Annotated in this window: 18 protein-coding genes and 1 tRNA gene; 6 read left to right on the plus strand and 13 right to left on the minus strand. The window is 69.7% G+C overall.

The genetic code is table 11. From position 1 onward, the window contains the following. Positions 1-567: 567 nt before the first annotated feature. The 6 genes from B2W79_RS12765 to B2W79_RS12790 all read right to left on the minus strand — a co-directional run bounded on the left by B2W79_RS12765 (position 568) and on the right by B2W79_RS12790 (position 6,162). Positions 568-2,142: an FAD-dependent oxidoreductase gene (locus B2W79_RS12765; RefSeq protein ID WP_292790022.1), complete on the minus strand. Its 1,575-nt coding sequence runs from the start codon at positions 2,140-2,142 to the stop codon at positions 568-570. After that, on the minus strand, positions 2,139-3,032 hold the full coding sequence (locus B2W79_RS12770) for an FAD:protein FMN transferase (protein WP_292790024.1): 894 nt from the start codon (positions 3,030-3,032) through the stop codon (positions 2,139-2,141). The genes B2W79_RS12765 and B2W79_RS12770 overlap by 4 nt, the downstream gene beginning before the upstream one ends. A 15-nt stretch (positions 3,033-3,047) precedes the next feature. Then, on the minus strand, positions 3,048-3,524 hold the full coding sequence (locus B2W79_RS12775) for an FMN-binding protein (RefSeq protein WP_292790026.1): 477 nt from the start codon (positions 3,522-3,524) through the stop codon (positions 3,048-3,050). Positions 3,525-3,616: 92 nt separating this feature from the next. Next, the gene (locus B2W79_RS12780; RefSeq protein ID WP_071329643.1) at positions 3,617-4,651 is read right to left on the minus strand and encodes a ribose-phosphate diphosphokinase; all 1,035 of its coding nucleotides are present in this window, start codon (positions 4,649-4,651) and stop codon (positions 3,617-3,619) included. A gap of 7 nt (positions 4,652-4,658) precedes the next feature. Next, positions 4,659-6,089, minus strand: coding sequence for a bifunctional UDP-N-acetylglucosamine diphosphorylase/glucosamine-1-phosphate N-acetyltransferase GlmU (gene glmU, locus B2W79_RS12785; RefSeq protein ID WP_292790029.1), 1,431 nt, complete (start codon positions 6,087-6,089; stop codon positions 4,659-4,661). Position 6,090: 1 nt separating this feature from the next. Then, a tRNA-Gln gene (locus B2W79_RS12790) sits at positions 6,091-6,162 on the minus strand. Between the two features lie 57 nt (positions 6,163-6,219). On the opposite strand from B2W79_RS12790, the gene B2W79_RS12795 reads away from it, so the two are divergent. Continuing rightward, on the plus strand, positions 6,220-6,795 hold the full coding sequence (locus tag B2W79_RS12795; RefSeq protein WP_396654702.1) for a GNAT family N-acetyltransferase: 576 nt from the start codon (positions 6,220-6,222) through the stop codon (positions 6,793-6,795). Continuing rightward, the gene (locus tag B2W79_RS12800) at positions 6,792-7,286 is read left to right on the plus strand and encodes a MarR family winged helix-turn-helix transcriptional regulator (RefSeq protein WP_025105633.1); all 495 of its coding nucleotides are present in this window, start codon (positions 6,792-6,794) and stop codon (positions 7,284-7,286) included. Before B2W79_RS12795 ends, B2W79_RS12800 begins: the two co-directional genes overlap by 4 nt. A 236-nt stretch (positions 7,287-7,522) precedes the next feature. Here the strand turns inward: B2W79_RS12800 and B2W79_RS12805 are convergent, their stop codons facing one another. Beyond that, the gene (locus tag B2W79_RS12805; RefSeq protein WP_071329640.1) at positions 7,523-7,993 is read right to left on the minus strand and encodes an RrF2 family transcriptional regulator; all 471 of its coding nucleotides are present in this window, start codon (positions 7,991-7,993) and stop codon (positions 7,523-7,525) included. A gap of 63 nt (positions 7,994-8,056) precedes the next feature. Here B2W79_RS12805 and B2W79_RS12810 point away from each other — a divergent pair, with 63 nt between their 5' ends. Further along, positions 8,057-8,806 (plus strand): SDR family oxidoreductase, encoded by a 750-nt coding sequence (locus tag B2W79_RS12810; RefSeq protein ID WP_292790034.1) that lies wholly within the window; start codon positions 8,057-8,059, stop codon positions 8,804-8,806. Between the two features lie 334 nt (positions 8,807-9,140). Further along, on the plus strand, positions 9,141-10,064 hold the full coding sequence (locus tag B2W79_RS12815; RefSeq protein ID WP_071329638.1) for a pseudouridine synthase: 924 nt from the start codon (positions 9,141-9,143) through the stop codon (positions 10,062-10,064). 6 nt (positions 10,065-10,070) lie between these two features. Here the strand turns inward: B2W79_RS12815 and B2W79_RS12820 are convergent, their stop codons facing one another. The 3 genes from B2W79_RS12820 to B2W79_RS12830 form a co-directional block, all read right to left on the minus strand. Next, complete coding sequence (locus B2W79_RS12820; protein ID WP_021198776.1) at positions 10,071-10,730, minus strand: methionine ABC transporter permease; 660 nt, start codon at positions 10,728-10,730, stop codon at positions 10,071-10,073. Further along, a complete protein-coding gene (locus B2W79_RS12825; protein WP_071329637.1) occupies positions 10,730-11,773 on the minus strand; it encodes a methionine ABC transporter ATP-binding protein in 1,044 nt (347 codons plus the stop codon). Before B2W79_RS12825 ends, B2W79_RS12820 begins: the two co-directional genes overlap by 1 nt. A gap of 98 nt (positions 11,774-11,871) precedes the next feature. Beyond that, complete coding sequence (locus tag B2W79_RS12830; RefSeq protein ID WP_071329636.1) at positions 11,872-12,777, minus strand: MetQ/NlpA family ABC transporter substrate-binding protein; 906 nt, start codon at positions 12,775-12,777, stop codon at positions 11,872-11,874. A gap of 263 nt (positions 12,778-13,040) precedes the next feature. On the opposite strand from B2W79_RS12830, the gene B2W79_RS12835 reads away from it, so the two are divergent. Next, positions 13,041-13,670 (plus strand): hypothetical protein, encoded by a 630-nt coding sequence (locus B2W79_RS12835; RefSeq protein ID WP_143049312.1) that lies wholly within the window; start codon positions 13,041-13,043, stop codon positions 13,668-13,670. A gap of 108 nt (positions 13,671-13,778) precedes the next feature. Here the strand turns inward: B2W79_RS12835 and B2W79_RS12840 are convergent, their stop codons facing one another. From B2W79_RS12840 to B2W79_RS12850, 3 genes are read right to left on the minus strand one after another with little or no spacing between them, the layout of a single operon-like run. Further along, complete coding sequence (locus tag B2W79_RS12840) at positions 13,779-15,563, minus strand: Na+/H+ antiporter (protein WP_292790039.1); 1,785 nt, start codon at positions 15,561-15,563, stop codon at positions 13,779-13,781. A 39-nt stretch (positions 15,564-15,602) separates the two neighbouring features. Continuing rightward, positions 15,603-17,453, minus strand: a complete 1,851-nt coding sequence (locus B2W79_RS12845) for an ABC-F family ATP-binding cassette domain-containing protein (RefSeq protein ID WP_292790041.1) — start codon at positions 17,451-17,453, stop codon at positions 15,603-15,605. Positions 17,454-17,495: 42 nt separating this feature from the next. Next, the gene (locus tag B2W79_RS12850; RefSeq protein ID WP_071329633.1) at positions 17,496-18,260 is read right to left on the minus strand and encodes an alpha/beta fold hydrolase; all 765 of its coding nucleotides are present in this window, start codon (positions 18,258-18,260) and stop codon (positions 17,496-17,498) included. A 102-nt stretch (positions 18,261-18,362) separates the two neighbouring features. Here B2W79_RS12850 and B2W79_RS12855 point away from each other — a divergent pair, with 102 nt between their 5' ends. Then, complete coding sequence (locus tag B2W79_RS12855) at positions 18,363-19,721, plus strand: HNH endonuclease signature motif containing protein (RefSeq protein WP_071329632.1); 1,359 nt, start codon at positions 18,363-18,365, stop codon at positions 19,719-19,721. Positions 19,722-20,003 lie beyond the last annotated feature (282 nt).

Raw genomic sequence — 20,003 nt, forward strand, 5'->3', positions numbered from 1 at the left:
ACCTGAACCCGTCCGCACGACCGATCCATCCATCCCCTCGTGCACCCGTCCCCGGGTCGTGCAGGTGTCTCCGGTCGACGTCCGAGGTCGAAACCGCACCGTGCACACCCGCACGACCCGACCCCACCCGCACGACCGATCCGTCGATCCCGTCTCGCATCCGTCCCCCGGTCGTGCATGAGTCCCGCCTGGTCTCCGCGGTCGAGACCAGTCCGTGCCCACCTGAACGACCCGAACCGGTCCGCACAACCGATCCGTCCATCCCCTCGTCCATCCGTCCCCCGGTCGTGCAAGTGTCCCCCGGTCGTGCAAGTGGTCCCCGGTCGTGCAGATGTCCCCCGGTCGCGCACGTGGTCCCCGGTCGTGCAGATGTCCCCCGGCGGTACATCCGTCCCCGATCGTGCGGGCGGCCCATCTGACCGGACTTCACACGATCCCATCGGACTGTCCCGTCTGCACGATCCGGGCGCGGATGCACGATGAGACCGGGGATTCCATCGTGCGGGTGTCGCGGGGTCGTGCAGGTGTCGCAACGTCCCCGGGCCGACGGACGGAAGACGATCCGCGTCAGTAGCCGGCGAAGGCGTCCGTGGTGAGGGAACGGGCCTTCTGCAGCGCGGGCGCGAGGTCGGCGATGAGCCGCGGCGGGCCGGAGATGAAGGCGTGCCGCGCCGAGAGGTCCTCCACCGCGCGCTCCAGGGTCTCCGCGTCCAGGCGGGCCCCCTGCGCCCAGGTCCAGTGCGCGGGAAGGTCGTCCGGCTCGTCGCGGGTGAACACCACCGTGCGCACCCCCGTCGCGGCGAGCTCGTCCCGGAAGGCGAGCTCGTCCGCCGAGGACGCCACGTAGACGAGGACGATGTCGCGCCGCTCCCCTGTCGCCTGGAGCTGCCGGAGCTGCGATACGAACGGTGTCACACCGATGCCCGCCGCCACCATGAGCACCGGCTGCTCGCCGCGCGGGAGGATGAAGTCGCCCCAGGTTCCGGTCACCGCGAAGGTCGCCCCGGGCTCGGCTGCCGCGAGAGCCCGCTTGTAGCTCGACGGGTGCTGCTGGTCACCGTTCTTGTACGCGACGCGGAGGGTCGGCAGATCGGCCGGAGCGGACACGATGCTGAACTCGCGGCGCGTCCCCCGCGCGTCAGGGCGCCGATGCGGGACATCGAGCTCGAGGTACTGCCCGGGGAGGAACCGCACGCGGCCCTTCGCCCGGAACGTGAGCTCCTGCGCGGTCGGCGTCACGAAGGCACGGCGCTCCAGGACCAGACGCACGGACCCGCGGAGCGCGAACGCGAAGGCCACGAGGTTCCCGATGAGGAGGGCGCGCTCCTGCCCGAGCGTGAACAGACCGGCCACCGAGATCGGCCACCCCGCGAGCACGCCCACCACGGCGGCGACGACGAGCTGCTGCCGACGACGGGGCGGGAGCGTCAGCGGCTCCGACAGCATGAACGCCCCGAGGAAGAGGAACGGCGACTGAAGCACCGCGAACGACAGCGCCGTCACGACCTCGAACGAGACGCCGAACTGCACGGCCTGCACCGCCTGCCGCACGATCGAGGTGGCGACGGCGATGACGAGGAAGAGCAGGACGACCCCGACCTTCTCCGTACGCCACAGCACGGCGAGCCCGAGGAGGACGACGGGGATCACGAGAACCGGGGTGCCGACCCACCACGACGAGGAGGTGCCGAGCCAGCTGAACGCGTCGAACGCCCCCAGGATCGATACGACCGCAGCACCGAACGCCGCCGGGTTGAAGATGTGCCGCCCCCGCCACGCGATGAGGTACTTGGACACGCTGGCCACCGCGCCCGCGATCGCGAGGCCGAGCAACGCCGACGGCTCGATGCCGGGACGCAGCACGAACAGCAGGATGAGGGCGGTGACGAGCGAGGACTCCACCCGCCAGGGCAGGCGGAGGAGGCGCTGCGCGACCGCGTCCACGGCGGAGATCACGACGGCGAGCACGAGGAAGGACGCCACCAGCTCCCCCGGCGTCGGAGACACGATCACTCCGAACAGGGAGAGCACGAGCGCGATGAGGGCCAGTGCCGTCAGCGCGAACAGCACGAGGCGGTACATCGACAGCGCGCCGAGGACGGCGAGGACGCGCTGGCGGGTGGCGGCGAAGGCGGTGGTCATGGTGTCGTGTCTCCCCCGGTTCCAGCGGCAGCGGCGGGTGCCGCGGTGAAGAGCTCGGCGCGGCAGCCGGGCGAGCGCTGCACACGGCCGTCGGTGGTCATGCGCACCCACTCGACGCCCCAGCGGACGGCCAGCTCCGGGCCGCCGTCGAAGAACAGCGCGGTGGCCACGGCGTCGGCGGTCATCGCCTCCGGGGCGAGAGCCCACGTCGCGGCCCAGGTGCGGATCGGGCGTCCCGTCCGCGCGTCGAGCACATGATGGAGACCGTCTCCCCACGCCCGTCGGTTGATGGCCGATGCGCACAGCGCGCCATCAGCGACCTCGACAACACCGATCGCCTTCCGCGCATCGAACGGGTGCTCGAGCGCGATGCGCACGCTAGCCCCTCGAACGCGGATGTCTCCACCGGCGTCCACGACCACGTCCCCGGGGAGGTCAGCCAGTACCACCATCACACGATCGACGAGGCGTCCCTTGCCGAGAGCGCCGACATCGAGCAGAGCGGGCGCAGAGGCGTCGATCGCCCCGGCGGACCACATGAGCCGCGAGGTCCAGGTCGCCGGAGCGGCGCGGGGATCGCCGGCCTGCAGCGAGTAGGTGGCGTCGTAGCCGAGGGCGACAAGGCTGTCGGCGACCAGGGGGTTCACCGCACCGGCCGTCGCGGCATCGAGCTCGCGATAGGCATCGAGCATCGGCCCCGCGTCCGGAGCGGACAGCGAGCCGCCCGACCGGCCGAGACGAGCCACGTCGGAGTCGTCTCGGAACCGCGACCAGGTGCGATCGAAGCGCTCGATCTCGGCGGTCACGGCCGCGCGGACGTCATCCGTGAGCGGGGCACCGGTCTCGATCTCCCACCCGGTGCCGATCGCCTCGAATCGCCACTGCCCCATGAGGACGCCTCGCGCCTAGGCGGCGGCCTGCTCCTTGATGGAGGCCACGGCGTCGTTGAAGCCGCCGCTCGTGAGCGAGGATCCCGCGACGCGGCTCACGTTCAGCTCGTCGATCGGCTTCCCCACGACCTCGTCGGCGATTCCGTCGATGAACTCTCCCTGGTACCGCTCGGTCTCCGGGGCCTTCGGGTCGCCCGTGACCTCGACCTCCGTCACGACGCCGTCGGCGAGGGTGAGCGTGACGGTGATCTCCTCCACCGTCTCCGGGGTCTGGTACGAGCCGTCGGCGGTGTAGGTGCCGTCGGCGTAGGCGCCGGAAGCGTCTCCACCGGTCGACGAGGACGAGGTGCTCGACCCCGCGGTCTCGTCGGCGCCGTTCGAGGTGTCGGTGGCGTCGCCGGTCGACGAGCACCCGGCGAGGACGAAGAGCCCTGCGACCCCGAGGAGGGCGGTGCCCGTGCGGACAGAGGTCGGAACGGTCGTGCGGATCATGGGGTCCTCCGTGGTCGTCAACGGTCGACTCTTCCGTCGATGACTCGACCGTAAGCACCCCGGCTATGCACGGGCTGTGCCGTCCCGATGAGTTACGCGTCCCCGCCGAACATGCTCGTGACGGAGCCGTCCTCGAAGACCTCGTGGATCGCCCGGGCCAGCAGCGGCGCGATGGGCAGCACCGTGAGGTTCTCCCAACGACGCGATGCGGACAGCGGGATGGTGTCCGTGACCACGACCTCGTCGATCGCCGCGTCCTGCAGCCGCTCGGACGCCGGGTCGCTGAAGATCGCGTGGGTCGCGGCGACGATCACGCGGTGCGCGCCGTTCGCCTTGAGCGCCTGCGCGGCCTTGACGATCGTGCCACCGGTGTCGATCATGTCGTCGACGAGGAGGCAGGTGCGTCCCTCCACGGTGCCGACGATCTCGTGCACCGAGACCTGGTTGGCGACCTTCGGGTCGCGGCGCTTGTGGATGATCGCGAGCGGGGCTCCGAGGCTGTCCGACCAGGTGTCGGCCACACGCACGCGGCCCATGTCCGGGGAGACGACCGTGAGGATCTCCCGGTCTTCCGGGGTGAGGGTGCGCTCGAAGTGGTCCAGGAGCACCGGCTTGGCGAACAGGTGGTCGACGGGGCCGTCGAAGAAGCCCTGGATCTGGGCGGCGTGCAGGTCGACGCTCATCACGCGGTCGGCGCCGGCCGTCTTCAGCAGATCGGCGACGAGACGGGCGCTGATGGGCTCGCGGCCGCGGCCCTTCTTGTCCTGACGCGAATACGGATAGTACGGCGCGACGACGGTGATCCGCTTGGCCGAGGCGCGCTTGGCGGCGTCGATCATGATGAGCGTCTCCATGAGCCACTCGTTGACCGGCTCGCCGAACGTCTGCACGAGGAAGAGGTCGCAGCCGCGGATCGAGACCTCGAAGCGGGCGTAGATCTCGCCCGAGGCGAAGGTGCGGTGCTCGACCGGAGCGATCTCGGTACCGAGCGAGGTGGCGACGGCCGCCGTCAGCTCGGGATGCGATCGGCCACCGGCGATGACCAGACGCTTCTTCGTCTTGGCGACGAGGCCGGGGGCCACGCCGTTGTCGCGATCCAGGTCGACCGTCTTCTTCTTCCGGGCCATGCTCCGCCTATTCCGCCGAATTCTCCCGGGCCGCGGCATCCGCCGCGCCCGTCCCTGCTCTGTTCTTCTCGACCCACCCCTCGATGTTCCGCTGGGGGGCCACGCTCATGGCCAGGGCACCGGCCGGGACGTCCTTGCGGACGACGGCGCCGGCGCCGGTCTTCGCACCAGGACCAAGCCTAACGGGCGCGACCAGCACCGTGTGCGAGCCGGTGTGCACCTCGTCGCCGATCTCCGTGCGGTGCTTGTTGACGTCGTCGTAGTTCGCCGTGATGGTGCTCGCGCCGAGGTTCACGCCACGGCCGATCGTCGCATCGCCCACGTACGACAGGTGCGGCACCTTGCTGCCCTCGCCGATCTCGGCGTTCTTCGTCTCGACGTAGGCGCCGATCTTGCCCTTCGGGCCGAGCACGGTGCCGGCGCGGAGGTAGGAGAAGGGGCCGACGGTCGCCTCGGCGCCGATCACGGCCAGGGTCGCATCGGTCCGGCGGACGACCGCGTCCTCCCCGACCTCGCAGTCGACGAGCGTCGTGTCCGGTCCGATCGTCGCGCCCGTGGCGATCGTCGTCGCGCGCAGGATCTGCGTGTTCGGGAGGATCGTGACGTCGGGGGCGAGCGTGGCGTCGTCGTCGATCCACGTCGTGGCCGGGTCGACGATGGTGACGCCCTCGAGCTGCCAGCGGCGCACGATGCGGGCGTTCAGGCGACGGCCGACCTCGGCAAGCTGGGCGCGGTCGTTGACCCCGAACGTGACCTCGACGTCGGACACGATCGACGCCGCGACTCGGTCGCCGTCCTGGCGCACGAGGCCGGGCACGTCCGTGAGGTACATCTCGCCCTGCGCGTTGTCGACACCGATCTTGGGCAGGTAGGTGCGCAGCGTGGCGGCCCGGAACACGTACATCCCGGCGTTGATCTCACTGACCGCCGCCTCCTCCGCCGTCGCGTCCTTCTGCTCGACGATGCGGTCCACGGTGCCGTCCGCATCGCGGATGACCCGGCCGTACCCGGTGGGGTCGTCGACGAGAGCGGTCATGATGGTCGCCGGCGCTCCGGAGGCGCGGTGCTCGGCGAGGAACGTCGAGAGCGTCTCGGCGTCGGCGAGCGGGCAGTCGCCGGAGAGCACGAGCACGTCGCCGTCGAAGTCTGCGGGCAGCGCGTCCACCGCGACCTGGACGGCGCGGCCGGTGCCCGGAACCTCGTCCTGGTCGATGAAGACGGCGTCCGGGTAGTCCTCGCGCAGCGCGGAGACAACCTGATCGCGCTCGTGCCGCACGACGACCTCGATGTGCGACGGGTGCAGCCGAGTGGCCGTCGTGAGCACGTGTCCGACGAGAGGGCGCCCGCTGATCCGGTGCAGCACCTTCGGCAGGCGCGACTTCATACGCGTGCCTTGGCCTGCAGCGAGGACGACGACGGCGAGGGTGTTCTCAGTCATGCTCCGCCGCCAGGACTCGAACCTAGACCTCACAGCTCCAAAGGCTGTCGTGCTGCCATTACACCACGGCGGACCGCGGTGCCCCGGGGGCACCGCCCGATAAGTCTGCCACGTCCTCGCCCGTCTTCCTGTGCGTGAGGCGCACGCCGGGCGGGCTCGTCATCCGCGCGAAACACGGCTCTGCGATGCTGGGACGATGAGCCTCGTGATCGACCGTGTCACCGTCGCCACCCCCGAGATCGCGGCCTTCATCGCCGCACACCACGCAGAGATGGACGGCACCGCTCCACCCGAGAGCCAGCATGCGCTTCCGCTCGACCGGCTGCTGACTCCCCGCATCCGGTTTTTCACGGGACGCGTCGACGGACGGATCGCCGCGACGGGCGCCCTCGCCGTCGTCGAGGACGGCCATGAGGAACTGAAGTCGATGCGCACCGATCCCGCCTTCCGCGGACGCGGGTTCGGGCGGACGATGCTCGGTCATCTCCTCGACGACGCCGGCGCGCGGGGCGTCCGGCGGCTCTCACTCGAGACCGGCCGCGACCCCTTCTTTGCCCCCGCGCGCGCGATGTACGCCGCTGCCGGGTTCCGCGAGGGCGCCCCGTTCGGCTCCTACCTCCCCGACCCGCACAGCGCGTTCCTCACGATGCTCCTCCCCGCGTCCTCCGCGGCCACGACGCCGCCGCACGCGATAATGAACGGATGAGCGAGGCGGATGAGGTCGATCGGATCGTCGGCGCGTGGAACACGCAGCGCCCCGACCTCGACTTCTCCCCCCTCGAGGTGCTGTCCCGCATGGACCGCCTCTCCCGACACCTCGACCGCGCCCGCCGCGAGGTGTTCCGCCGGAGCGACCTCGAGCCGTGGGAGTGGGACGTGCTGTCGGCGCTGCGCCGGGCAGGATCCCCGTTCCAGCTCTCGCCCAAGCAGCTCCTGCAGCAGACCCTCGTGTCGAGCGGCACGATGACCAACCGCATCGACCGTCTCGTCGGCCGTCGCTTCGTGCGCCGGGAAGCCGACCCCGCGGACGGCCGCAGCGTGCTCGTGACTCTGACCGACGACGGCCGGGTCCGGGTGGACGCCGCGATCACCCGGCTCGTGGACGCCGAGGCCGACCTCCTGCGCGCGCTCTCCCGCGCTGACCGCGACCGGCTGGCCGCCCTGCTGCGGAAACTGAGCCTCAGCTTCGACACCTGACCCGGACCCGGTGTGGTTCGGTCCGGTCCGGTGTGGTTCGTTCCGTCCGACCCGTCCGGTCTGTTCCGCCTGCACGATCCGTGCACGGCTGCCCGGGAGAAGTGGTCACCCCGTCGTGCATTCGGACCCGGGTCGTGCAGGCGTCGCAGGACCGATCCGACACGAGTCGTGCATCCGGACCCAGATCGTGCAGGCGTCCCACGACCGACCGGGCACGGATGGTGCGAACGGGGAGGTCACGGACCGAGGAGGAGGCGCCGGTTCTTGGCGGGGACGGTGTCCGGGAGCGCGCCGACGACCTCGGCGATCGACACCGCCTCCAGAGAAGCCCGCCAGGCCTCGTGGGCACGGCGCATCACGACGGCGAGTCCGCACGGCGCGGTGCAGTCCTCCGGACGGGCGGCTCCTCTCCCCTGCTGACGGAGTTCACGGCAGACGTAGGGGTCGGCGGCGCCGTCGACCGCCGTGACGAGATCGAGGATGGTGATGCTCTCGGGGTCTCTCGCCAGGCGGAAGCCGCCGCGTGGCCCCGTGCTCCCGGTGAGGATTCCGGCGCGGACGAGCTTCGCGAGCTGCTTCGAGAGGTACGGCCCCGGTACGCCGAAGTGCTCGGCGAGCTGCGCGCCGGACACCGTCGACCCCGCGGGGAGCTGAGCGATCACCGCGACGGTGTGCAGCACCCATTCCGAGGTCTCGGGGAGTTTCACTTGCCCATCGTATCGGGACCGCCTTATTGTGGACACACAATATCCATGATTGAAGGAGCGGGCATGCGCATCGCGGTCGCAGGAGGAACGGGACGGATCGGGCGGCTGGTCGTCGAAGAGGCCCGGCGGCGGGGGCATGATGCGCTCTCGCTCAGCCGCAGCGAGGGCGTCGATCTGACCACAGGCGAAGGCCTCGCCGCCCTGCTCCGCGGGGTGGATGCGGTCGTGGACGCGACGAACCCGCCGGTATCCGACGTCGCCGATGCTGAGCGGGTGTTCACCACGCTCAGCCGCACGCTGCTCGCCGCCGAGGACGAAGCCGGGGTCGGCCACCACGTGGCGCTCTCGATCGCGGCGCTCGATCGCGTGCGCGGCAATCCGCACTATGCGGGCAAGCGCGCCCAGGAGCGAGAGGTCACGCGCGGCGCGGTGCCGTTCACCATCGTGCGGGCGACACAGTTCCACGACTTCCCCGCGATGATCGCCGAGTGGAGCATCGAGGACGGCGAAGGCGTCGTGCCCCCTCTGCTGCTGCAGCCCATCGCGCCGGCGGACGTGGCCGCCGCCCTCGTCGACGCAGCGGAGTCGCCGGCGCTCGGCGGCTCGTTCGACATCGTCGGCCCCCGCACGGAGGACGCCGTCGACATGGCGCGCCGCACTCTCGCCGCCTGGGGCCGCGACCTTCCGCTGCGCGCCGCGTGGAAGGGTGCCGCACTCGGCGTCGAGTTCGCGGGCGAGGTGCTGCTCCCCGGCGACGACGCGCGCACGGCGCCGACGACGTTCGACGACTGGCTCGCCGCCGAAACCCGCTGACACCCCGACCGGTTCCGGGCTGCCAGTCCGATCTCGCCGGTCCGGATGCACGACCAGGGTCCGGTCGTGGGACGAGACCCCCGGAATGATCGTGCAGGCGCAACCGGATCGTGCAACGGAGACAGCGGCCCTGCCTCTGCCCCCTCCGTTACGGATGCACGACCAGGGTCCGGTCGTGGGACGAGACCCCCGGAATGATCGTGCAGGCGCAACCGGATCGTGCAACGGAGACGGAAACGAGTGGCGGCCGCGGCCCACGGACCCTGCCCGAGCGGTCGCCTAGGCTGGAAGCACCCGGTCGCAGCCCCGCGACCCCTGCTCCGAAGGCCGAGACATGGGCATGCCCTCCCCGCTTCCCGTGCGCGACGGCGTCGGTGCGACCCGGCTGCACGTGCCATTGACGGGTGCATGGCCCACCGTCGCCGCCTACATGGTCGAGCGATTCTTCCACCTGGATCCGGAGCGGCTGCTCGTGCGCTTCGACCGCGGGGAGATCGTCGCGCGCGACGGCCGGCCGCTCTCCCGGGACACGCCACTCGGCGCCGAGGAGTTCGTCTGGTACTACCGGGAGCCTCCGGTCGAGAAGAAGATCCCGTTCGCCGAGGAGATCCTGCACCAGGACGAGCACCTGGTGGTCGTGGACAAGCCGCACTTCCTCCCCACCACGCCGGGCGGCAAATACCTGCAGAACTCCGCCCTCGTCCGGCTGCGCAACCGCCTCGGCAACCCGGATCTCACGCCGATCCACCGCCTCGACCGGGCCACGGCGGGGCTGCTGATGTTCTCCGCCCGCCCTGCCACCCGCGGCGCCTACCAACTGCTGTTCGAGGACCGCCGCGTGGAGAAGGTCTACGAGGCCGTCTCCGCGCGCCCGGCGGACTGGGATCCGTCGCGATTCCCGCTCGTCTACCGCAACCGGATCGAGAAGCTCCGCGGTCAGGTGTGCGTGCAGGTGGATGAGGACGGCGAGCCGAACTCCGAGACGCTCATCGAGGTCATCGCCGCCGACGACCGCGTCGTGCACACGCTTCTCCGTCCGCACAGCGGGAAGATGCACCAGCTCCGCGTGCACCTCGCCGCGCTCGGCCTCGGCATCCTGCACGACGGCTTCTACCCCGTGCTCCAGCCGGAGCGTCCGGACGACTTCACCCGCCCGCTCCAGCTCCTCGCCCGCGAGCTCCGGTTCACCGATCCGCTGAGCGGGCAGGAGCGCACGTTCACCACGCGCCGGAGCCTGCAGGAGGCCCCGGCACGCTGATCGACCTCAGCGGCGCATGACCTTCCGCGCGAGTCGGGTGCCGAGCGTCTGAGCCACGTGCACGAACACGACGATGAGCAGCACGGCGGCCCACATCACGACCGGCTCGAACTGACGTCGGCCGTACGTCAACGCGAAGTTTCCGAGACCGCCCGCGCCGATGTAACCGGCCATTGCCGTCATGTCGATCAGCGCCACGATCACGAACGTGTATCCCAGGATCAGGGGTCCGAGCGCCTCGGGGATCACCACTGTGAAGAGGGTTCGCCACGGTCCGGCTCCCATCGCACGCGCGGCTTCGATGACTCCCGGCGAGACACCGACCAGATGCTGCTCGACGATCCGGCCGATGGCGAACATCGACGCCACCACCAGGGCGACGATGGCAGCGTTCGTGCCGATGCCGCTCCCCACGATGAATCGGGAGAACGGGATCAGGACGGTGATGAGGATCACGAAGGGGATCGGGCGGAAGAAGTTGATGAAGAGGTTCAGGACGGCGGAGACAGCCCGGTTCTGCAGCATGCCGCCCGGCCGGGTGAGATACAGCCCGACTCCGATCAGGCCTCCCAGCAGACCACCCAGCACCAGTGTCAGCGACACCATGTAAAGCGTCTCGACGGCAGCCGTCCAGAACTCAGGGCCCAACTCGATCAGACGATCCATCAGCGCACCTCCTCGTGGTCGATGTCCGTCACTTCGATGCGCTCCGAGATCCGTGCAAGCGTCGCATCGATGCGAGCGTCGTCCCCGCGGATCGCGAGCGTCAAGTGACCAAAGGCCCTGCCGCGGATGTCATTGATACCGCCGAAGACGAGCTCGAACTCCAATCCGACCTCGGCCAGCTCCAGGAAGACCTGCGCCTGGGACGGGCCGCCGTCGCGGAAGGAGAACGTCACGAGTCGTCCCTGATGCCGGTCACGCAGGACAGCACGCTCGGCCGGGGAGGGAACGCCCTTGACGACCGTACCGACGAATCGCTGCGACGCGGCATGCTGCGGGTTGGAGAAGACCTCGAACACATCTCCCTGCTCGATCACCCGCCCACGGTCCATGACGGCGACCTTGGTCGCGAGCGTCTGGATGACGTCCATCTCGTGGGTGATGACGACGATCGTGACGCCCTGCTCCTCATTGACGCGCTTGAGCAGGGAGAGGACCTCATGTGTCGTCTCCGGGTCTAGCGCACTGGTCGCTTCGTCGGCGAGGAGGATCGCCGGCCTGGTCGCGAGCGCCCGCGCGATCCCGACGCGCTGCTTCTGCCCTCCCGACAGGTGCTCGGGGTACGACCGTGCCTTGTCGCTCAGCCCCACAAAAGACAGCATCTCGGTCACGCGCGCGTCGATGTCGGCCTTCGACCATCCCGCGAGCTTCAGCGGATACGCGATGTTCGCCCGCACGCTTTTCGAGGAGAACAGGTTGAACTGCTGGAAGATCATGCCGATCCCGCTCCGCACTCGCCGGAGCTCACGCTCGCTGAGTGCCGTGATCTCGACTCCGTCGACGGTGATGCGGCCCGCGGAGGCCGGCTCCAACGCGTTGATGAGCCGCACCAGGGTGGACTTCCCCGCACCCGAATAGCCGATGATTCCGAAGACATCTCCCTGCTCGATCTGCAGAGACACATCGTCGACGGCGGTGATCTGCGTGCCGGATGCGGACGGCGAGGGGTAGCTCTTCGACACGTGCTCGAGGGAGACGATCGGCATAGGTTCTCCGGTCTTGAGGGAGGAAAGGGCGGGGTCGGCCTGAAGACGACGAATCGGGCGACGCGTCCGCGTCGCCCGATTCTCTCAGGTGAACCTGATCAACCGTTCGCAGCGACGTCCTTCTGGACGTCCTTCAGCAGCGAGGCCAGCTCATCTGCCGGCGTCTGCAGAGTGACACCGGTTCCTCCGGACGACTTCGCCAGCCCCTCCTGCACAGCTTCGTCGGTCTGGAAGATCTCGACGAGCTTGAGGTAGGTCTCGTTGTCGACGTCCTCGGCGCGAGACGCGAAGATGTTCACGTACTGGAGCGCGCTGGGGTCCTCCGGGTCGTCAGTGAAGAGTGCATCGTCGAACGAGAGACCGGCGTCCTCGACGAAGTCGTTGTTGATGATGGCAGCAGCGACGTCGGGCAGAGCCTCCGGAGTGAGTGCGGCCTCCAGCGCGGTGACCTTCACTGTCGACTTGTTCTCGTCCACATCTGCGAGATCGGAGAAGGCCGTGCCGCCGTCCTTGAGCTCGACGAGGCCAGCGGCCTGGAGCACGAGAAGCGCGCGGGCCTGGTTGGAGGCGTCGTCAGGAACCGCGACGGTCTCCCCCTCAGGAATGTCCTCGACCGAGTCGTACTTCGTCGAGTAGAGACCCAGCGGGTAGATCTGCGTCGAACCGATCGCCGCGAGGTCATCCCCCGAGGCCTCGTTGTACTGCGCCAAATACACGATGTGCTGGAACTGGTTGAGGTCGATCTCCCCCTCGCTCAGTGCCGGGTTGGGCAGCTCGTACGAGCCGAAGTCGACGAGTTCGACAGTGATGCCGGCGTCGGCCGCCGCGTCCACGAAAGCGGGCCACTGCGGGTCGCTCTCGCCGACGACACCGATCTTGACGGTCTTGTCCTCGGAGCCGCCGTCGCCGGAGCCCGCGTCGGACGAGGTGGCGCACCCGGCGAGGGCGACGAACAGCGGGACCACGGCGAGCGCGGCGAGGGCGGAGGTGGTGCGGCGGGACATGAGCAGGGTTCCTTCCTGGCGGGACTCGACAACGTTAGGCAGGAGGGCGCGCTGTCGCGGAATCGGGATGTCACACGGCGTCACAGCCGTGCGGGACCCTCCGTTGCTCGTGTGCATAGAACCGCCCGTAGCGCAGTCCCTACGGCGCCGGATCGTGTAAGACAAGGAAACAATCTTCGCTGGAAGTCGGTGCACGTGTTGGGCTCAACGCGCTCATCTGAGCGAAGGCGCCGTCTGGCGCCGCAGCAACGACCGGAGAAATCATGAACAGACACCAGAAAGCCGCAATCGCGGTCGCCGCAGCCGCGGCACTTTCCTTCTCCCTCACGTCAACCGCGTATGCGGCTGCCGAAGAGAAGCCTTCGTATGCGTCATCCACGATCGTCGTGTCAGACGTACGAACTGGAGAGATCGTCTACCAGCAGACGGACCAGATACCGGTTGATGAGGGCACCACTACAGCCACGATCGAGACGCGAGTTCCTTCTCCTCACGTTCCGGTAAACCCCGGCGTCGTGGCTCCACGCTCCTCGGTGGGCGGTAACTACGACAACGGATCGATCAAGTCGTCCATCACGATCACCTACAGTCTGAATAGCAGGGGCGATCAGATCCGGACGGAGAAGGTCACCGGTCGATGGACGCCAGATCCCGGGTTCGCCCTCCAGGGTCGAAAGGTAGAGATTTACAGCGGCGGAGGCTCACCGTCCATCATCAAGAAGGCCCCGACGGCGAACACCTACAGTTACAACACGGGGTGGGGCTTCCAGACCAAGCCGCCACAGAACTCGCTCACTTCTCCCCGGGTGCTCGCCGAGGTGAAGTTCAAGCTCTCGGGAACCGGGAGCGCATGGTTGAAGTTGACACACTGGGTCGATCTTTCAGGCGTGTAACCGTTGCTATCACGGCGGGGCCGGTCGCAAGCATGCGCCCGGCCCCGTTCCGCAATTCCTGTCTGACCGGTAAGGGAACGACGAGATCGTCACAGCCGCCCGGGCCGGTCAGTCGAACTCTTCGATCCCCTGCAGACGCACCTGCTCCAGGTCGAGACGGGCGGAGATCCGGCGGACCACCATGTCGTCCACGGTGCCGGCGCCGCGGAGCCCGAGCAGCACCTCGCGCTTGCGGTCGAGCAGCGCGAGCTTGAGCCGGGTGTGCTCCTCGTGCCGCACGAGCGGTGAGCGCTGGGCGAGGTCGACGTCGGCGGAGGTCGCGATCATCTGCAGCGTCGTGCCGTCCGTCGTCTCGGGGTCGGGGGCGGTCCCTGCCGACACCGCGACGTCCCCCGCGTCTGCGTCCTCGTCCTCGCGACGGGGCGCCTCTCCCCCGGTGCCGTAGGGATCGGGCTCGCCGAGCATCTCGTCCAGCGCGTCGGCCTCGGCGTCGATGAGCGCCTGCTCCCGCGCGAGCGTCCTGGCGTTCGCGAACTCCAGCGCCTGGTACCCCTCGGCACGCACCCGGTCGCGCACCTCCTGGCCGATGCCGTGCTCCGCGGCGAGGTCGTCGAGCGCGGCCAGGGCCGCACCCGAGATCGCCCGCTCGGCGAGCTCGTACTCCTCGTCCTCGGCATGGTCGACCGGGAATCGCGCCCAGCGCACGAGCGCGGGAAGGAGAGGCGCCTGCACGAGGAGGCTGAGCAGGATCACCCCGGCGGTCACGAAGACGATCTCGTCACGCCCGCCCACCATGCTCCCTGCGGAGACACCGGTCGGCACCGAAAGCGCGATCGCCAGCGACACGGCGCCGCGCATGCCTGCGACCGTGGACACGAGTCGGGCACGGGAGCGGGCCCCGCGCTGCGGGCGTTCGGCCGGACGGCGCTGGAACAGCACGTTGAGGAGCTGGAACACGTACCGCACGGCGAAGAGCGTCGCCCACACGGCGAGCGTCACGAGCACCAGGCGGCCGATGGCGGCGGCGGAGATCTCGTGCGCGACGAACTGCACCTCGAGGCCGATGAGCACGAACAGCGCCCCGTTCAGCAGGAAGACGCCGAACGGCCAGGCCGCGTCGGCCTGCCGGCGCGAGGCCGCCGTCGTCACGCGCGGCGACACCCAGGCGATGATGAGCCCGGCCACGACCACGGCGAGCACGCCGGACGCGTGGACGAGCTCGGCGAGCAGGAACGCGGAGAACGGCACGAGCAGCAGGGTGACGTTGATGACGATGGTGGAGGAGATGCGGCGCAGCAGCAGCGTGGCCAGGGCCGCGACCACGATCCCCGCGGCGATCCCGCCCACGTACGACACCAGAACGTCCCAGGTGACCGAGAGCGGCGTGACCTGGCCGCCCAGCGCGAGGGACACCGCGATGGCATAGAGCACGAGCGCGGTGCCGTCGTTGGTCAGGCTCTCGGCCTTGAGCTTCATGAACATCCGACGCGGCAGCAGCCGGCCGAGGGCGGCGACGGCCGTGGCGTCGGGCGGCGCGACCGCGGCCCCCAGGATGAGGGCGATCTCCCAGGGCATGCCGAAGAGCACGCCGATGCCGGCCACCGCGAACGCGGAGGCGACGACGAGGAGCGTGCTCATCGGCACGATGTAGCGGAAGTCGCGGCGGATCGACCGCAGCGATGTCGTCAGGCTCTCCCAGAACAGCATCACCGGCAGGAACAGCAGCAGCACGGTCTCCGGCGGCAGCTGGACCTCGCGCAGAGGCGGGATGAAGCCCAGCAGCAGTCCGAGGATGACGAGGACGAGGGGCAGCGCGAGACGCACGCGCGGGGCGATCAGGGTTCCGACGAGGATCGTGAGTCCGAGCAGGACGGTTACTTCGAGGCCTTCCATCGCTACTCCCAACAGTCGTGGGAGAAGGATATTCCTCCGTCAGCCGATCTGCTCCGTGAGTTCGAACCAGCGCAGCTCCAGCTCCTCGATCTCGCCCTCCTGCGCCGTGATCGCCTTCATGCGCTCGCCGAGGCCCGCATAGTCGGACTGGTCGTGGTCGGCGAGGGCGTGCTTGGCCGCGTCGACCTGCTGCGTGAGCTTCTGGATGCGACGCTCGAGGGCGGCGGCTTCCTTCTGCGCCGCCCGGAGAGCCGCGCCGTCGAGACCGCTCGCTGCGGGGGCCGATGCCGCCGTCGCGGTCGTCGGGGCGCTCTCGACGCGCTGCCGCAGCCGAAGGTACTCGTCGACGCCGCCCGGGAGGTGGCGCAGGCGCCCCGCGCCGTCGGGACCGGGAAGGATCGCGTACTGCTGATCCGTCACCCGCTCCAGGAAGTACCGGTCGTGGCTCACGACGAGGAGGGTGCCCGACCAGGAGTCGAGGAGGTCCTCGATCGCGGCGAGCATGTCGGTGTCCATGTCGTTCGTGGGCTCGTCGAGGATGAGCACGTTCGGCTGGTCGAGCAGCACGAGCAGCAGCTGCAACCGGCGCTGCTGACCGCCGGAGAGATCCTTCACCGGAGTGGAGAGCTGGGCGGACGAGAACCCGAGCCGCTCCAGGAGCTGTCCTGGTGTGAGGTCCTGCGCCTTCGACCCGGCACCGAGCGTGTAGGACGTGCGCAGACCGGAGATCACCACGCGCACGGGGTCGTTCCAATGCGGCAGGAGTTCGTCGAGGCGCTGCGTGAGCGTACGGACCTGCACGGTCTTCCCGCGCTTGATCCGCCCCTCCGTGGGCTCGACCGTGCCGGAGATGAGCCCCAGGAGCGTGGACTTCCCGGCACCGTTCACGCCGAGGATCCCCGTGCGCTCGCCCGGGGCGATCCGCCACTCCACGTCCTTGAGCACGGTCTTCCCGCCGGCTCCTGATCCCGTCGAAGTCTGGGTCCCTGAGCTTGCCGAAGGGTACGTCACCCCCACATCGAGCAGGTCGACGACGTCCTTGCCCAGCCGCGAGACGGCGAGCGACTGCAGCGAGACCTTGTCGCGGATCTCGGGCACGTCGGCGATGAGCTCGTTGGCCGCATCGATGCGGAACTTGGGTTTGCTGGTGCGGGCCGGGGCACCGCGGCGCAGCCAGGCGAGCTCCTTGCGGGCGAGGTTCTGCCGCTTCGCCTCGGTCGCCGCCGCCATGCGGTCGCGCTCGACCCGCTGCAGGATGTACGCCGCATAGCCGCCTTCGAAGGGCTCCACGATGCGGTCGTGCACCTCCCACGTCTCGGTGCAGATCTCGTCGAGGAACCACCGGTCGTGGGTCACGACGAGGAGGGCTCCGGCGTTCGCGGGCCAGCGCTTCTTGAGGTGTCCGGCGAGCCAGGTGATCGCCTCGACGTCGAGGTGGTTCGTCGGCTCGTCGAGAGCGATGACGTCCCAGTCAGCGGTGAGCAGCTTCGCGAGGGACACGCGGCGGCGCTGTCCGCCGGAGAGGGAGCCGATCTGCGCGTCCCAGGGAAGATCGGTCAGCAGTCCCTCGATCACGTCGCGGACGCGGGCGTCCCCGGCCCATTCGTGCTCGGCCATGTCTCCGACCACGGCGGCGCCGATCGTGATGTCGTCGGGGAGGGTGTCGGCCTGGTCCAGCACGCCGATGCGAGTGCCGCCGCGGACGGTGACCCGGCCGGAGTCCGGCTCCTTCGTGCCGGCGAGCATGCCGAGAAGGCTCGACTTGCCGTCGCCGTTCCGGCCGACGATGCCGATGCGGTCACCCTCCTCGATGCCGAGGGTCACGGCGTCGAAGACGACGCGGGTCGGGTATTCGAGGTGCAGGGCTTCGGCCCCGAGAAGATGTGCCATGTCCTCTCCAGGGTAGTCGCGCCGCGTCGGACGGTCTCCCGGTCAGACCAGCGACGGGGCGAAGAGCTCCGGCAGCGCGGCGGTGAAGACCTCGAAGTGGCTGTACCAGACGGTGTGGGCGGCTCCGGGGATGCTCCGCACCGTCACCCCGCCGTGCTCGAACCGCCGCGCGTCCTCGTCGGTGACCCAGGCGCTGGGTTCCGCGCGGACGACGATGGAGCCGGGGGCGGCGGTCCAATGACCATCCTCCCCGCAGGAGACGGAGGCCGCGGTTGGCGGATCGAAGCGCTCGGCCGCCCGCGCCTCGACCGTGGCGTCGTCGACGGAGTAGAACGGCCGGAGCTTGCGGAGTTCGGTGGGCGACATGCGCGCGCGGCGGTCGTGCTCGTACTGCGAGATGAGGGAGGCGCGGTTCTGGCCGCCCTGGAGGGCGAGCGGCGCGTCGACGTAGACGGCGAGGCCTGGGTCGAGGCGGGGCGCGGCGGCGGCGAGCACGGTGGCACCGAAGGAGTGCCCGACGGCGACGGCGAGCGGGGAGGCGGCCCCGTGCCCCGCTGCGGAACGTGCCCCCGGAAGGAGCGCCGTCTGCGCGAGCGTGGCGACGACGGCGTCGGCCGCCGTCTCGATCGTGAGCTCCGGATCACGCGGCGAGAGGCCGTGGCCGGGCAGATCGAGCGCGAGCACGCGGAAACCCCGTTCCACGAGCAGCGGGACCACGCGGTGCCAGCTCTCGGCGGACCCCATCATGCCGTGCAGCAGCACGGCGATGCGGTCGCCCTCCCCGGCTTCGATGACGTTCAGGAGCACGGAGCCAGTCAACCACGGTCGTTATCCTTTCGTGATACGACTTTCGGCCAGATTCCTTCGAATCTTCGTTCGAATGTCAGTGGTCGGTGATGGACTGACGTCATGCCCGCACTGCTCGACGCGACCGACTCCCAGATGGCGATTCTCGCCGATCTGGTGGAGGGGCTGGAGGCGGCGGAGAAGACGCTGAGCAGCATGCAGGCGGCCCGCGACGGACTGCTCGCGATGGCGGGGCGACTTGCGGTCGACATCGCTCGGCAGGCGTGTCATCCCGACGGCGGCGACATGGCGATCCGCACGGTCGCCGCGGAGATCGGGGCCGCACAGCGCGTCAGCGACCGCACCATCGAGCGGCGGATGTCCGATGCGTCCTGGCTGGTCGAACGGTTCCCCGCCGTCTGGGAGGCCCAGGGCGCCGGGCGCATCAGCGCCGCGCATGCGCGCGTGATCGTGGAGGCGGGGGCCCACCTCGACGACGCCGATGATCGTGCCCGGTTCGCCGAGGAGGCTGTCGAGGTCGCAGCGGTGGAGTCGCCCAACAGGGTGCGTCGCCAGGTGCGCCGACTGGCCGACCGGTTCCAGGAGCGGACGCTCGTCGAGCGACACCGTGACGCCAGGGAGCTGCGGCGGGTGTGGGTGACCGACCTCGATGACGGCATGGCCGAACTCGGCGCCCGCGGCCCGGCGGCGCTCGTGCACGGGATGTACGACCGGCTCTCCCAGATGGCGCAGGCCGTGCGGGAGGAGAACGCGCGGGCACGGCGCCCGGAGGCGGAGGAGAGCGTCCGCGACGACAGGACGGTGGATCAGCTGCGCACGGATCTGCTCGCCGATCTCGTCCTGACCGGCGCTCCGGCGGGGCATGACTCGGAGGAAGGCCTGCTCTCCGAGCTTCGGGCGCGCGTCGAGGTCACCGTGCCGGTGCTGACGCTGATGCACGGCGAGCTGATGCACGGCGAGCAGGACGGGACGATGGACGGCGCTCCGATCCTCGCCGCCGAGCTCGACGGGATGATCCCGATCGATCCGGCCACGGCCCGGCGCCTCGCCGGCGCGGCGAGCGGCTGGGACCGGGTGCTCACCCACCCGATCAGCGGGGCACTGCTGGCCGTCGACCGGTATCGCCCGAGCGAAGACCTCCGCCGACACCTGCGGGCCCGCGATCAACGCTGCCGCTTCCCCGGCTGCGGCCTCGCGCCGCGGAAGTGCGACCTCGATCACAATCACGATGCGGCGCTCGGCGGCGAGACCGTGCACGACAACCTCGCGACCTTCTGCCGACGGCATCACATGCTCAAACACCACTCCCCATGGCACGTCGAGCAGGGGCCGGGCGGCGTTCTGGAGTGGACGAGCCCCACCGGCCGGACCTACATCGACCGACCGCCGCCTCCGCACACCGTGACCTTCGCCGAGGAACCTCCGTGGTCTTCGCCCGACGCCAGGACCACCACCGGCTGAACACGCGAGCGCACCGATCACGCCTGCACACCGATCACGCCTGCACACCGATCACGCCTGCACACCGATCACGCCTGCACACCGATCACGCAGGTACACCGATCACGCAGGCACACCGGTCAGCCGTAGGGTGGAGGGCATGTCGAGTCCCGAATCAGACAGGTCGGGGGCTGCCGGTCACACCGTCAGCCCCGTGAACCGCTGATCCCTTCGTCCGTCCTGTCGGCGGGCGCGCGCCGGTGACCCGGGCGCTGACCGTGGTGACGAGAAGCACTCCTCTTC

The organism is Microbacterium sp. UBA7513 (assembly GCF_002478345.1).
Classification (GTDB): Bacteria; Actinomycetota; Actinomycetes; order Actinomycetales; family Microbacteriaceae; genus Microbacterium.

Bases quoted from the DNA above. Each gene is read 5' to 3' on its own strand.
- B2W79_RS12765 (WP_292790022.1), bottom strand. From the start codon at position 2,142: ATGACCACCGCCTTCGCCGCCACCCGCCAGCGCGTCCTCGCCGTCCTC.
- B2W79_RS12770 (WP_292790024.1), bottom strand. From the start codon at position 3,032: ATGGGGCAGTGGCGATTCGAGGCGATCGGCACCGGGTGGGAGATCGAG.
- B2W79_RS12775 (WP_292790026.1), bottom strand. From the start codon at position 3,524: ATGATCCGCACGACCGTTCCGACCTCTGTCCGCACGGGCACCGCCCTC.
- B2W79_RS12780 (WP_071329643.1), bottom strand. From the start codon at position 4,651: ATGGCCCGGAAGAAGAAGACGGTCGACCTGGATCGCGACAACGGCGTG.
- glmU (WP_292790029.1), bottom strand. From the start codon at position 6,089: ATGACTGAGAACACCCTCGCCGTCGTCGTCCTCGCTGCAGGCCAAGGC.
- B2W79_RS12800 (WP_025105633.1), top strand. From the start codon at position 6,792: ATGAGCGAGGCGGATGAGGTCGATCGGATCGTCGGCGCGTGGAACACG.
- B2W79_RS12810 (WP_292790034.1), top strand. From the start codon at position 8,057: ATGCGCATCGCGGTCGCAGGAGGAACGGGACGGATCGGGCGGCTGGTC.
- B2W79_RS12815 (WP_071329638.1), top strand. From the start codon at position 9,141: ATGGGCATGCCCTCCCCGCTTCCCGTGCGCGACGGCGTCGGTGCGACC.
- B2W79_RS12820 (WP_021198776.1), bottom strand. From the start codon at position 10,730: ATGGATCGTCTGATCGAGTTGGGCCCTGAGTTCTGGACGGCTGCCGTC.
- B2W79_RS12825 (WP_071329637.1), bottom strand. From the start codon at position 11,773: ATGCCGATCGTCTCCCTCGAGCACGTGTCGAAGAGCTACCCCTCGCCG.
- B2W79_RS12830 (WP_071329636.1), bottom strand. From the start codon at position 12,777: ATGTCCCGCCGCACCACCTCCGCCCTCGCCGCGCTCGCCGTGGTCCCG.
- B2W79_RS12835 (WP_143049312.1), top strand. From the start codon at position 13,041: ATGAACAGACACCAGAAAGCCGCAATCGCGGTCGCCGCAGCCGCGGCA.
- B2W79_RS12840 (WP_292790039.1), bottom strand. From the start codon at position 15,563: ATGGAAGGCCTCGAAGTAACCGTCCTGCTCGGACTCACGATCCTCGTC.
- B2W79_RS12845 (WP_292790041.1), bottom strand. From the start codon at position 17,453: ATGGCACATCTTCTCGGGGCCGAAGCCCTGCACCTCGAATACCCGACC.
- B2W79_RS12855 (WP_071329632.1), top strand. From the start codon at position 18,363: ATGCCCGCACTGCTCGACGCGACCGACTCCCAGATGGCGATTCTCGCC.